At 48.2% G+C, this 12,744-nt stretch carries 15 protein-coding genes; 1 reads left to right on the top strand and 14 read right to left on the bottom strand.

Features of this window, described 5'->3' with window-relative positions; all coding sequences use genetic code 11:
• The first annotated feature begins 252 nt into the window (after positions 1 to 252).
• Positions 253 to 408 (top strand): hypothetical protein, encoded by a 156-nt coding sequence (locus HP567_RS16795; RefSeq protein ID WP_173609382.1) that lies wholly within the window; start codon positions 253 to 255, stop codon positions 406 to 408.
• A gap of 143 nt (positions 409 to 551) precedes the next feature.
• Here the strand turns inward: HP567_RS16795 and HP567_RS16790 are convergent, their stop codons facing one another.
• The 14 genes from HP567_RS16790 to HP567_RS16725 all read right to left on the bottom strand — a co-directional run bounded on the left by HP567_RS16790 (position 552) and on the right by HP567_RS16725 (position 12,726).
• Positions 552 to 1,505, bottom strand: coding sequence for an NADP-dependent oxidoreductase (locus HP567_RS16790; RefSeq protein ID WP_173609383.1), 954 nt, complete (start codon positions 1,503 to 1,505; stop codon positions 552 to 554).
• A gap of 14 nt (positions 1,506 to 1,519) precedes the next feature.
• Positions 1,520 to 1,849 (bottom strand): winged helix-turn-helix transcriptional regulator, encoded by a 330-nt coding sequence (locus tag HP567_RS16785; protein ID WP_173609384.1) that lies wholly within the window; start codon positions 1,847 to 1,849, stop codon positions 1,520 to 1,522.
• Positions 1,850 to 1,876: 27 nt separating this feature from the next.
• Positions 1,877 to 2,851, bottom strand: a complete 975-nt coding sequence (locus HP567_RS16780) for an LLM class oxidoreductase (RefSeq protein ID WP_173609385.1) — start codon at positions 2,849 to 2,851, stop codon at positions 1,877 to 1,879.
• Positions 2,852 to 2,930: 79 nt separating this feature from the next.
• On the bottom strand, positions 2,931 to 4,142 hold the full coding sequence (locus HP567_RS16775; protein ID WP_173609386.1) for an MFS transporter: 1,212 nt from the start codon (positions 4,140 to 4,142) through the stop codon (positions 2,931 to 2,933).
• 215 nt (positions 4,143 to 4,357) lie between these two features.
• On the bottom strand, positions 4,358 to 4,984 hold the full coding sequence (locus tag HP567_RS16770) for a LysE family translocator (RefSeq protein WP_173609387.1): 627 nt from the start codon (positions 4,982 to 4,984) through the stop codon (positions 4,358 to 4,360).
• An 80-nt stretch (positions 4,985 to 5,064) separates the two neighbouring features.
• Positions 5,065 to 6,411 (bottom strand): sensor histidine kinase, encoded by a 1,347-nt coding sequence (locus HP567_RS16765; protein WP_173609388.1) that lies wholly within the window; start codon positions 6,409 to 6,411, stop codon positions 5,065 to 5,067.
• A 7-nt stretch (positions 6,412 to 6,418) separates the two neighbouring features.
• Positions 6,419 to 7,108 carry a response regulator transcription factor gene (locus tag HP567_RS16760; protein ID WP_173609389.1) on the bottom strand — a complete coding sequence of 230 codons (690 nt, stop codon included), beginning with the start codon at positions 7,106 to 7,108 and terminating at the stop codon, positions 6,419 to 6,421.
• 11 nt (positions 7,109 to 7,119) lie between these two features.
• Positions 7,120 to 7,704 (bottom strand): TVP38/TMEM64 family protein, encoded by a 585-nt coding sequence (locus tag HP567_RS16755; RefSeq protein ID WP_173609390.1) that lies wholly within the window; start codon positions 7,702 to 7,704, stop codon positions 7,120 to 7,122.
• A 126-nt stretch (positions 7,705 to 7,830) separates the two neighbouring features.
• Positions 7,831 to 8,325, bottom strand: a complete 495-nt coding sequence (locus tag HP567_RS16750) for a GyrI-like domain-containing protein (protein ID WP_173609391.1) — start codon at positions 8,323 to 8,325, stop codon at positions 7,831 to 7,833.
• Between the two features lie 82 nt (positions 8,326 to 8,407).
• A complete protein-coding gene (locus HP567_RS16745; RefSeq protein WP_173609392.1) occupies positions 8,408 to 9,337 on the bottom strand; it encodes a helix-turn-helix transcriptional regulator in 930 nt (309 codons plus the stop codon).
• 374 nt (positions 9,338 to 9,711) lie between these two features.
• Positions 9,712 to 9,921: a hypothetical protein gene (locus tag HP567_RS16740; RefSeq protein WP_047069123.1), complete on the bottom strand. Its 210-nt coding sequence runs from the start codon at positions 9,919 to 9,921 to the stop codon at positions 9,712 to 9,714.
• Between the two features lie 76 nt (positions 9,922 to 9,997).
• The gene (gene eutC / locus HP567_RS16735; RefSeq protein ID WP_173609393.1) at positions 9,998 to 10,831 is read right to left on the bottom strand and encodes an ethanolamine ammonia-lyase subunit EutC; all 834 of its coding nucleotides are present in this window, start codon (positions 10,829 to 10,831) and stop codon (positions 9,998 to 10,000) included.
• Positions 10,832 to 10,851: 20 nt separating this feature from the next.
• A complete protein-coding gene (locus HP567_RS16730; protein WP_173609394.1) occupies positions 10,852 to 12,213 on the bottom strand; it encodes an ethanolamine ammonia-lyase subunit EutB in 1,362 nt (453 codons plus the stop codon).
• Positions 12,214 to 12,351: 138 nt separating this feature from the next.
• Entirely contained in the window at positions 12,352 to 12,726 is a 375-nt protein-coding gene (locus HP567_RS16725; protein WP_173609395.1) for a response regulator, read from the bottom strand.
• Between the last annotated feature and the right edge of the window lie 18 nt (positions 12,727 to 12,744).

Below are 12,744 nucleotides of genomic sequence, written 5' to 3'. Positions count from 1 at the left end.
GTGTGTAGCATATTCACAAGCGTAAACTCCCTCTCATCCGTACAGGTGAACACCTTGCGTTGACAGAAGGGAGTTTTTTCACGTGATCCCGCCTTTCCTTCCACGATTGTATTCGCTACAATAGTAGGTATCCAGAGTGCGGACAGAAAATTCCGACAACCAAAAAATCAAATTACATACGCCATGGAACGACCCGCATATTCCGATTTGACGAAACCACTCATTTTGTCTGAGGAAAGGGGTAACACGTACATGTCGGGGAAAACGGTGATTTTGCTTGTTCTGATCATTATTGGGCTAATCTGTATCAATCTGTTTGTGTCCAACGGTTTCATTCGACTGCTTGCCATCGCAGGAATTTTAGGGATTACCTTTGTCCTGCAGGGGGCCGTGATTCGAAGGAGATGAAGCTGACGATTACCAGCGAAGGCGATTTAGACTAGACCGTCACGCTGGCTTTATCATGAAAACAACAGCGGGCTCGGTTGAAAACGATACTCCTAGCCCGCCGCTGTTCCATTCGCGCAACCTACTCGTGCTCTTTCTCCCTTTCATGATCGGACGAGCACAATCTTCCCACGCACTCTACCCGTTTGACTAAAGAGATGCGCATCGCGAACCCCCTCAATCGTCATTGGATATATCTTCGTCAAAAACGGCTTTACATGTTTGGCTTCCACTAGCTCACGAATACGATTCATGTTTATCCCATCTGGACGCGTAAACACAAAAGTAACATCCAGCTCTCGTTCTTTCTCAAACGCATCCGCGAACGAAGGTTTCTTGGCATCGCGCTCGCTGATAATGGTGGCCACTCTTCCTTGCTGCTTCATCAATCTTATAGCTTCTCCGTACGCTTCTCCACCCAACGTGTCCAGCATGAATGTAAATTGCGCAGAGGTATGAAGTGCTCCCTGGTCATACACGATGACTTCATCTGCTCCCAGCTCACGGACATAATCGCTGTTTTTGGAGCTCGTTGTTGTTGCCACATAGGCACCTAGCGCTTTTGCTAGCTGGATCGCCATGGAACCGATCCCGCCGCTCCCCCCCAACACAAGGACTTTTTCTCCCGCTTGTACCTTCCCTACCTCCACCAATGCCTGCCAAACCGTTAGTCCAACCAGCGGAAGTGAAGCCGCTTCTGCATACGACAAACCACGTGGCATCGGGGCTACGATATTCGCCGGAACGACCATTTCATCTGCGTATGTCCCTTCCCTTTCCAGCTCCGGACGAAAGAAGACATCATCCCCGATTTGAAAATCCTGCACATTCGTACCAACAGCCTTTACCGTGCCCGCCGCATCCCACCCTAAAATAAGTGGCAGTTCAAAAGGAAAATCTGCTTGCAGCAGACCTTCCCTCACCTTCCAATCGACAGGATTTACCCCGCTCGCTTTTATTGAAATGAGCATATCCTCCGGTCCGATCGGCTTTGTTGGCAGTTCAATTTCTGTTAGCTGTTGGATGTCGCCGTATTGCTTGATGCCAATTCCTCTCATCGAACTTCCCCTTTTCATTCGGCTATTTTTTGCAATTGGTTTTCGATGTGACTCTCTCCCCATTCGCACATGACATCTAAGACCTTCGAAAGTGTCTTGCCGTACTCCGTCAATTCATATTCGACGCGTGGGGGAACCTGCTGATACACATTGCGGGTAATGATGTTGTCCGCTTCCAATTCTCGCAGTTGCTGCGTTAACATTTTTTGCGTGATGGCAGGCATTGCGCGTTTCAATTCGCTTGTCCGCTTTGTCCCTTTTGCCAACAAGCAGAGGATTACTACTTTCCATTTCCCTCCAATGACTTCCAATGTTGCTTCTACAGGGATATTGTATTTTTGCATGTCCTCCCCTCCTCATAAAAGATGTTTTCAAACCTGCTCCGGTGTATCGATATGGGCCGGGAAATATGGAAGTACTTCTTGTCCAAGCTCATCGATGACCTCGTCAATAGGACGCTGGCTAGGGAACAAGGCGAAGAACAAATGATTGACGCCGACCTCTTGATACATGGCCAACAGTTCTATAAGCATCTTTCTTCCGACCCGGTACCCTAATCGAATCGGCGTGACCGACTCATCCGGGTTTTCTGCAAGATCCAGATGAAGAGGCTGAATAAACGGCTTGAATACACCTGGATGATATTTCTGGACAAGCTCTCTCCATTCCTGGATGGCATGTGCTTGGTTGTATGGGTCACGCGGATAATAAATCCACCCATCTCCGTTTTGCGCGAACCAGTCCATCGTTTGTTGACTGTACCCCGTGATAAAAGTAGGAATGGGCGCAGTCGATTTAGGCACCAGATTCGCTCCATTAATCATACCGTATGGAGAGTTGATTTTTGGGAAATCCTCTGCCATGACCTTCTGCAAGTAGTCGTAGCCATCGCGAAACAGCTCTGCACGCTGTTCATGGGGCACATTCAATCCATGAAAATCTGCCCGTCTGTCTCCTGAAGAAATCCCCATCATCAAACGTTGGGGAAACAAATTTTCGATGGTCGCTGTCTCTTTTGCCACTCGCAACGGATGACGCAGTGGAAGCACGATACTCGAGGTACCGAAAGCGATTTTTTTGGTTTGCGCAGCCAAATAGGTTAAATAAATCATCATGTCATAAATTTGCCCGGTTGCGGGGTCACCAAAAGCAGGGTCCTGCAAAATCACATCGCGCAGCCAGATTCCGGTAAAGCCGTAGTCTTCTGCCGCTTGAACGAGTTCAACCTGTCGCTCCATTGTCGGTGCTTCCCATTCGTATGCCTCCAGCGGAATGTGAAATCCCAAGGTCATCTTCCCTTCTTGGAACATTCGCTGAAAACCATAGTGACCGTCGAATTTGCTCATCGATGCTCTCTCCTCACGTGATGTTTTTGGAAACCAACGGCGGACACAGTGCTTTCATCCATCCGCCGTCTTTGTACAATTAGCGACGAGCTTTTTCCAGCTTGCTGCTGATCACCGTCAGTAATGCTGCACCTAACACCATCACTCCGCCGACCCATGGTGTATGAATCAGTCCAATGGTATCGACGATGATTCCTCCCACGAACGCTCCTATCGCAATGCCGAGATTGAATGCCGCAATGTTAATCGCAGAAGCTACATCAACAGCACTTGGCACGTATTTTTCAGCCAGCTGCACGACATATACTTGCAAGCCTGGTACGTTCATAAAGGCCAAGAGGCCCATCAGCATAATCGTGAGGGTTCCCACCCATTTGAAAGGCGCAGTAAACGTGAGAATGACCAAAATGATCGCCTGAATGATAAACATCCAACGCAGCGCTTTTATCGGATTCTTGTCGGCCGCTTTTCCTCCGACCGTATTTCCAATCGCTACCGCAATCCCATAGACGAGCAGAATCAGACTGACGGCACTCGCCTGATAACCTGTGATTTCTTCTAGAATCGGACCTAAGAATGTAAAGGTTACGAAGGTACCGCCGTAGCCAAGAGCCGTAATCGCAAAGACAAGCAACAATGGCAAGTTTGTGATTATTTTCACTTGGTCTTTAATGGAAGCAGGCTTAGCTTTTTTCAAATTGCTTGGTACCAGAATCGCTGTCGAGATAAGTGCAATTACGCCAAGAATGGCCACTCCCCAAAAAGTCGCTCTCCATCCAAACATTTGTCCAATAAACGTTCCCAAAGGTACGCCTGTAACAGTTGCGACAGTCAGACCCGTAAACATGGTAGCAATCGCACTGGCGCGCTTGTTTTCTGGCACCAGATCGGCTGCAATCGTCGAACCGATGGAGAAAAATACCCCATGAGAAAACGCGGTAAAGAAACGGGCAATGATTAAAAGTGTAAAACTACTCGACAAGGCTGCCGCGCTGTTTCCGACAACAAAGACAATCATCAAAAGCATGAGTAGCGCTTTGCGTGGAATTCGACTTGTGAGTGCTGTAATAATCGGAGCTCCAACAGCTACCCCTAATGCATATCCAGAAATAAGAAGTCCTGCTAAGGTAATGGTTACTTCCAAATCCTGTGCGACTGTAGACAACAAACCGACGATAACAAATTCAGTAGTCCCGATACCGAATGCGCTGATTGCGAGAGCAAGTAAAGCAAGAGTGGAGTTTTTGGCACCAGTTGCTTGCTGCTTCACATTGGATGTAATTGTGCTCATCTGAGTTGTATCCTCCCTTAATTTTTCTTGCCGTTCACAAAGCAGGGCCCTTACTTATCATGATTGGCGAATATGTTGGTTCTGAATGCTATTATGTCTCATGCCTCACTTGGTAGGAAGTACGTACTTTCAAGTATCATAGGCACTAAAAAGTACCTAATAGCCGTAAACATACAATAAAAAAGCCGGGAAGACTGTCTTCCCGACTCATTTCTTTATCTTTCTTGCAGTGCTACTTTTAAGCCCAATAAGATGTAAACAGAACCTACGATCTTGCCACTCCAGCGACCCAGCCAGGAAATTCGCTTCACCATATGCCCAAGTGGTCTGATGCTGATCGCAATCAATGCGGTGTAAAAGAACCCCAAGATAGCGAATATCAGTCCCAGGACAAGGAATTGGTAAATGGCTCCCCCACGCTCCGGATGTACGAATTGTGGCAGAAACGCCAGAAAGAACAATGCCGTCTTCGGATTCAAAACTTCTGCGAGGATAGCTTGCCCATACGATTGCAGCGGAGGCAACGGTGTTACTTTTGGCAGCTCTGGGTCAGATGGTTTTTCAAGCATGGCCCGAACACCTAAATAGACCAAATAAGCCGCTCCCGCAAATTTTACGAGATTGAATGCCCATGCAGATGTCATCAATATCGCGGACAAACCGACTGCAGCAAAAATCGTATGAATGAAATCGCCTGTAGCAATGCCCAGCCCAGCCATTATCCCCGCTTTACGGCCTCCCTGGACGGTACGCGTCGCAGTTAACAGAACAGCGGGACCCGGAATTAAAAAGAGGCCGATCACAACAGCCAAAAATGCTCCCATGGTAGTCCAATCAAACATGTGCTCTCCCTCTTTGTATCGAATATTCAAATTCTCTTCCTATGATAAACGATGTGCTGCGAGAACGATACGGGTTAGGCTTACTTTTCGCCTTCATAAGCTTGTGACGGAAACAAAATCGTGATGGTCGTTCCCTCACCCACTCTACTATCCAACGAGATGATTCCCTTGTGCGCCTCCCCAATCCCTTTCACAATCGTCAACCCCAATCCTGCTCCACCGCGTTCCCTTGCTCGCGAGCGATCTCCCCGATAAAAACGCTCAAATACGTACGGGAGATCCTTTTGGTCGATACCCGTGCCGTTGTCCTTTACTTGCAACCGGACCATCGTACTCGGTTTGTCCACTGTAACTACGACTTCTCCACCCGCTGGAGTATACTTGCAGGCATTCGTCAACAAATTGGCCACGATTTGCGCCAGTCGCTGCCTGTCCCCTTTGATCCAGGCAACGTGATCTCCTTTGAAGTGAAAATTCACTTGGGCACGGGCAAACGTCGCACTCATCGACTCGGTGACTTCTTTGACAACCTCACGCAGTTCCACCTCTTCACTGCGCATTTGCAAGGAGCCCGACTCTACCTGGATCACCTGATCTAAATCGCGGACGAGACGGCTCAACCGCAGTACCTCAGACCTCGTGCTTTCGAGATTTTTGGGAGTCGCTTCCCATATGCCATCGATCATCCCCTCTACTTGCGCCAACAAGGTGTTCAACGGAGTTCGCAATTCATGGGCAATATCGGAGGTCAGTCGCTTGCGCAGCTCCTCCTGATGCTCAAGACTTTGGACCAGGTTGTTAAAGGCAGCGACCAATGACGTAACTTCATCCTTGCCACGAGGTTCCGGTACACGTATCGACAGATTGCCTCGCGCGACTCGTTGTGCTGCGGTACTCACTTGTACGACAGGACGCACCATAGTCCGGGCGAGTGGTATGCTGATGATAATGACCAGGATAAGCAGCACAGCCATTGTCCACAATGTTGTGTTTTTATGCGCCCATTGAAAATGACTTTCCAATGTCATATACGCACTGCGATCATCATGGCTAATCACCAGTTGCCCGATCATGACTCCCTTACTGACAAGGGGAATCTTGTCTACACTGTAATTGCTCGTATGGACTGGCCGCTTGCCCCATTCGTTTTGTACTTGTTGCTGTTGATCGAGGAGTGTGATATGCAATCCCAAGACCTCAGAAACCGCTTCAAGCTTATGATAGGCTTCCGCTCCCCAGCCTTGATTGTCCTGATACGCCTGGAGTGCGACACGCGATATTTCCTGGTTATGCTGATTCCTCACTTCATTGGCATACATGGAAAAATGAACATCCATTTCCTTTACGGACAACAACGAGGAAAAAAGAACAGCGCAAGCACCGACTGTCATGATCACAAAGGCGAGCTTTACCCAAATATGCTTCATTGTGGCCTCACTTCTTCATGGGATCGTCAAAGCGATAGCCCAATCCATACACCGTCTTGATATACTCCGGTTGCTTCGGGTCTGCCTCTATCTTTTGGCGAAGATTTTTGATATGCGTATCAATGGTTCGATCGTATCCATCGAAATCAAAGCCCATGACCTCACGCACGAGTTCCTCCCTGCCCCACGTCCTCCCCGGATAACGGATAAGCGTTGTGAGCAAGCGGTATTCATTTGGCGTAACCTCCAAAGCGACTCCCTTTCTCATGACTCTCTTCTCATTCATTGATATGGTCAAGTCGCCCACTTCAACGAAATCGGAGAGTGTTGAATAATCGCCCGCACGACGCATAACGGCTCGAACACGGGCTACAAGTTCTCTCGGGCTAAAAGGCTTGATTAAATAGTCATCAGCGCCAATCGTAAGCCCGCGAATCCGATCCGCCTCTCCACTTTTCGCTGTTAGCATCAAAATCGGGACACGCGACTCTTTGCGAATTTGGACGCAGACTTCTTCCCCACTCAAATCAGGAAGCATCAGATCCAAAATGATACAGGTCAATGAAATCGTCGTGGCCATTTCGACTGCTTCCTTGCCTGTTTGGGCGGTCAGGACATGATATCCTTCCTTTTGCAAATAGGAGGACAATATTTCTAAGATTTGCGGCTCATCATCGACTAGCAAAATGGTAGACATGTAAATCCTCCCTACTCCTCTTGTGTTTGATCCTTTCCTTTTTTCCAGAAAAGAAAAAAGACGAGAGCGCCTGCCAGCAAGGCAAAGAGCAAGCGAAACTTGTTTTCACCAAAAGTAATCAGATCATGACCGACGAATGTTTCAAAAACCATCGACGGCACTTTTCCTAGCAAGGTCGCCACCAAAAATTGCACGAAGGTGATATTCGTCATAGCCGCGCCTAAATTGATTACACCTGAAGGCATCAGCGGATTTATCCTGAGCAAAACGATGGCAAGGCACTTGCGAAAACTCGTCGTTCCATTGATGGTATGTACCCATTTGAATGATTTTAGCTTTTCGTTTCGATCTGCTTTTTTGATCGTGTAGCGGTAAAGAAAGAAGGCTATGCAAGCCCCAACCACCTCTCCCGTTAAGGAAATCAAGAACCCTCCGTACAAGCCGAACACGACTGCGTTCGCACCCGATAAAAAAATGGACGGCAATACACCCGCCACACTGATCACGATGTTCAATAAAATACTACCGACAATCCCCAGCATCCCCAAAGAGCGAATCCACTCTGCCAGGGCTTCTATATTGGTTATCCAATCCATTCGTCTGTATGACTCCCCTCTGCCACTCTTCCTCTAGAGTAAACGAAACTTGTGAAGAAATCATGGAAAAAAGCAAAACAGTCGTAGCCTGATCGACTACGACTGCATGGATGAGATGCTGTACTATTATTCTTCTGCGATCGCGATGTACAAATCCACTTGTGCGTTGTTGGCATCAGCGCAGCGCACTCCGTCATATCGTTCGAAATCTCCGGTAAATGTTCGCTTGTTCCCCGGTTGATGGGACCACTCCCACACCTTCGCCCAGGCCTCCATCACAACCTCTACCATCGGTCCTACGCGAGTCGTAAATACAGCGTAAGTAGAAGCCGGCAGGGTCTTGACTGTAAGCTCAGCAGGAAGCTCACCGTTTGTTTCTACAACGGTTCCTACTAACAAGGAGTACTCACCGGTCTCGTCACTGTCGTAATCGGAGTACACCCCCAGAACAACACCCGGCTCTTTTTGATGGGGAGTTTTGAAGGGATGCTCTTCTTGATAATAGCGCTGCCATAGTCCCCCAATTTTCGCATTCGGTCCGCACTCCGCCTCATTGGTTGTCCGAATTTGCAAGCCTGCTACACGCATTTCATCCAGTTTGACAATCGTTGGGTTCATCATTATCCACGCTCCTGTATGAGTTTGTTTACATGACTCAGTATAACGACCATACCCTGACAACTATCTGTCAACGTTCCAACGTTTATTCATAAAGTTTCGTCATTCTTTTTACCGTGTCCCCAATTCTCTGTCTAACATACGCAGGTTCATGTACACACAAGGCATCGCCAAAGCTAAGCAGCATACCATTTAACCATTCATCGTCTGTCATCATCGTCCGTACGAGCAAGGAGCCATCCTGCATGGTCTCTATCGTTTCTGGCCCAAACATATCTCGTACCCTTACATGCACACGCGGAGCAAATTCAAGGACAAGAGAAATACGCTCTGCCGTATCCCATGATTCGAGCCATTCCAGTTTGTCTATTTGATACGGGCGCGGGGAAAACTCCTCTGTCAGCACGGACATGTCTGCAATCCGTGACAAGCGAAACAGACGATCTTCCTGCCGCTGTAAACAATAGCCATACACATACCACACATAGCCTTTGATAATCAGTGTGACAGGCTCAATGATGCGCTCTGTCGCATCGCCTTGCATTTTCGTATAAGTGATTCGCACACGATGTCTCTTCTCGATGGCTTCCCGCAGCTTGTTTACTTTTTCGGCAATCGCAGGTGTACTACCCCATGGATTAAAGTCATAAACAACGGGATGTGAACTTCCTTGCAGTGAGGATGGTGCAGTGGTGAGCAACGCTTTTATTTTTTCCAGAAGCTGTCCGATTTGCTTGTCGTCTGTAGAGGAATGAACCCCTTTTAACGCAGCGATTACCGCGACCAGCTCGTCCAAGGATAAATATTGCCGATCGATCGTAAAATTCTCCATGATCTCGTATCCGCCGCTTGCCCCAGGGTACGCGACGATCGGAATGCCGGCTGCATTAATGGTTTCCAAATCCCGATAGACTGTACGCAAGGATACTTCAAAGTGGTCGGATAGTTCACGAGCGCTCACACGACGCTTATTCAACAGCATGATGACAATAGCGAGTAGCCGTTCTACCTTCATGAACGCCTCCATTTTTTTGAGTCAACATAGTGGAGGAGAAGAAAAAGCACAGTTCTCTTCGACTCTGACACGCCAGCATGGGGGATTGACTGGACGTCTCCACTTCAAAAAGGGGACCATCGAGCCAAAGCCACCCTACGGGCGGAAGTTTCTCAGAGGAGAAGTGTTCGACAAGCGGGTCCCCTTCTTGAAGTTCCGACTGGGTAGGCGTTGTCAAGGTCTACGAGCCCTGTGCTTTTTCTTCTCGCCAGCTTAGTTGGTTCATCGATACCTTTTAAAAATTTGAAGATCACTCCCGTATGAATGATCATACAAAAAAGGAATCTGCAGCCTAAAGTTGCTGCACATTCCTTTTTGCCTTGCTTCATTCGAAACTATACGCCCATACGTCTGCGTTGATTGTTTGGTTTTTTGGTGAGCTGGCTTTTCATCGTTTGATTTTTCGCCTTTTGATTCAATGGGTTATTGGCCTGTGCTTGCGCTTGTTTCTTCTCTGCCAGTTTGCGCTTCATCGCCTCTTGCAGGCTGATCTTCCCAGGCTTTTGCTCTGTGGTTTCTTTTTCGTTTTGGTTTGGCTCCGTCATGCGTAGCAACTCCTCATAGAAATTGGTTATCTTCTATGTATTCTAGTGCAAGACAGGAGGAAGCGCCAGTGGGAATCTACCCGTTAATCGCCCGAAGCTGTGATAATTTTACTCCACTCGCCTGGTACTTCAAAATTTCCTCCAAAAGCTCTGCAAGGTAAGCACCTGCCTCAATCGGAAGCGTGCCACCCTTATGAATATTAGAAATAACCGTACGATCCGATTCTACCGTATTGGCATCCGGTTTGTAAATCATGTAAGCACTGAGACTTTCTGCCGTCGCAAGCCCCGGTCGCTCCCCGATCAAGGAAATGACGACCTTGCAATTGACGATGGACGCGACCTGGTCCTGAATCCAAACGCGACCCTTGTGAATAAACACTGGTTTCCCAACGCTGATGCTTCGCATGGACAGCCCCTGCATCAATGCAGGCAAGAGATCTGGAATGGTCGCCTCACATGCAGACGTGCTCAGTCCGTCCGAAATGACGATTTGCACATCTTTGTTTTTATCCCCATTCTGCTCCAGCCAGCGAGCGGACTCATCCGATAGCATCCGTCCGGAGTCGAGGTTCATTAAATACTCTTCCATGCTCGTCGCTCTTGAATGGAGGACAGGTAGCTGCAGACTCTCGATCAGCTCTGGACTGATCGTTTTCATGACCGCATCGCGTGCTGCTGCTTGATCAATCCGAAATTGGAGGTAGCTTCCCGTCTTCATTCGGGTACCCGCACGCCCGATTCCGATGCGAGCCGGCGTTCGTTTCATCGCTAGCTCCAATGCTTCTGGATTGTTTGGGTTCTTGACTCCGCATTGCTTTTGCTCTGGAAAATGAATAACTCCTTGGCCTTTTTTGGACAGCTCATCGATTACGCGCTGGACCAAGTCTTCCATATTGATCTGTTTCATCTTGCTTCCCTCCCCGCTCGTTAGTCAAAAATGGTTAAATCGCCTGCGCGCTCTGTCAAACGACCATTTTCCATAAGGCCCATTTTTTCCATCCATTTCTCAAATTCCCGGAGAGGTCGCAGTCCCAAGAGCTCACGGTAGCTGGCGTCATCGTGATAGCTCGTGTCCTGGTAACTGAGCATGACATCGTCCCCACCTGGTACGCCCATATAAAAATTCGCCCCTGCCAAGGTCGTCAGCATCCCTGCAATCTCCTGGTCATTCTGATCCGCGTACATGTGGTTCGTATAAGTCGGAGCGATTCCCATCGGCAAACCATGCAGCTTGCCCATGAACAAGTCCTCCAGATCGGCACGAATCATCTGTCTGCCATCATAGAGTGTTTCTGGTCCAATAAAGCCAGAAACGTTATTGACCATAAACGGCTTCCAGTGACGGCAAAAACCGTACGTACGCGCTTCCAGCGTCTGCATATCGACACCTTCATGGGAGTCCAGCGACACTTCGGAGCCTTGCCCTGTCTCAAAATACATGACGTTTGGTCCCGAAGCTGTGCCTTTTCGGAGCATCAAATCCATTGCCTCATCCAAAATCTCCTTGTTTACGCCAAACGCATCATTCGCTCGTTGTGAGCCTGCCAGACTTTGGAACATCAGAGAAATGGGCGCTCCGCCGCGAAGAGCCTGCATCTGAGTCGTGATGTGAGCCAGTACGCAGTTTTGCGTAGGAATTTCCCACTTTTGCATGAAATCATGTGTCATTTTCAAGAGCTTGGTAACGCTTTCAACGGAATCATTATTGGGGTTAATTCCAATGACAGCGTCGCCTGATCCATAGGACAAGCCTTCCTTCATCGAAGCCAAAATGCCATCGGGATCATCGATTGGGTGATTCGGCTGGCAGCGGAACGCCAGTCTTCCCGGCTCGCCAATGAGTGTGTTGCAGTAGGCTTGATGCTTCATTTTTTGTGAAGCCATAACCAGGTCAATACTGGACATCAGCTTCGCCGTAGCGGAAATCATCTCGCTGGTCAGCCCACGACTAATTCGTGTCAGCTCAGGCATTCCTGTGGAAAACGACAAGATGTACTCCCGCAGCTCCCCTACTGTCCAATTTTTGATCTCATCGTAAATGGAGAGATTGATATCATCATAAATGATCCGCGTCACTTCGTCTTTTTCGTACGGAATGACGGGATTTTCATATATATCTCGCAGTTGCATTTCACTTAATACGACTTTGGCCGCCATCCGCTCCAGTGCGGAATTGGCTGCTAGTTTACTCATGTGATCGCCAGACTTTTCTTCACTGGCTTTTGCCAATACATCACGAACCGAAGTAAACTGGTAATGCTGTTTACGTACAACGCAAGCCAATTTCATCTCTAGCTTCACTCACTTTCTTTTCAAATTTCCGTAAACTCTATCTAATAGAACGAAAAAAAGCGCTTCGAAACATAAGACGAAATGCTCGCCTTGGTCCAAGCGCCGTTGCTCTTCATACGATTCACTTTTTTGCGTTCATTGTTTACCCGCAAGCACGAACTCCACTGCCGGTAGCAGTTCTTCCTCCATGACGGGTTTGACCAGATAGGCACATATCCCTTTTGCTTTGGCTTGCATGACCATGTCCTTTTGACTGTAAGCAGTCAAGAGAAGGATAGCCGCGTCCGAATGCTCTCGGATAATCCCAGTCGCTGTCAAACCGTCCATAATTGGCATTTTCACATCCATAATAATGAGATGCGGGTTCCACATTTGCGTCAATCGAACGGCCTCTTTGCCGTTTTTTCCTTCAGCTACGACGTTATATCCCTGCTCTTGCAACATCTCGACCAGGTCCATACGTGTTATGGGGTCGTCGTCTATGATGATGACTCGATAATGCTGACGCAATACTCCACCTCCCGATCA

The sequence above is a fragment of the Brevibacillus sp. M2.1A genome, assembly GCF_013284355.2.
In the GTDB taxonomy this organism is placed as follows: Bacteria; Bacillota; Bacilli; order Brevibacillales; family Brevibacillaceae; genus Brevibacillus.
Note: the sequence above shows the minus strand (reverse complement) of the source record. Positions and strands in the feature narration are given on the sequence as shown.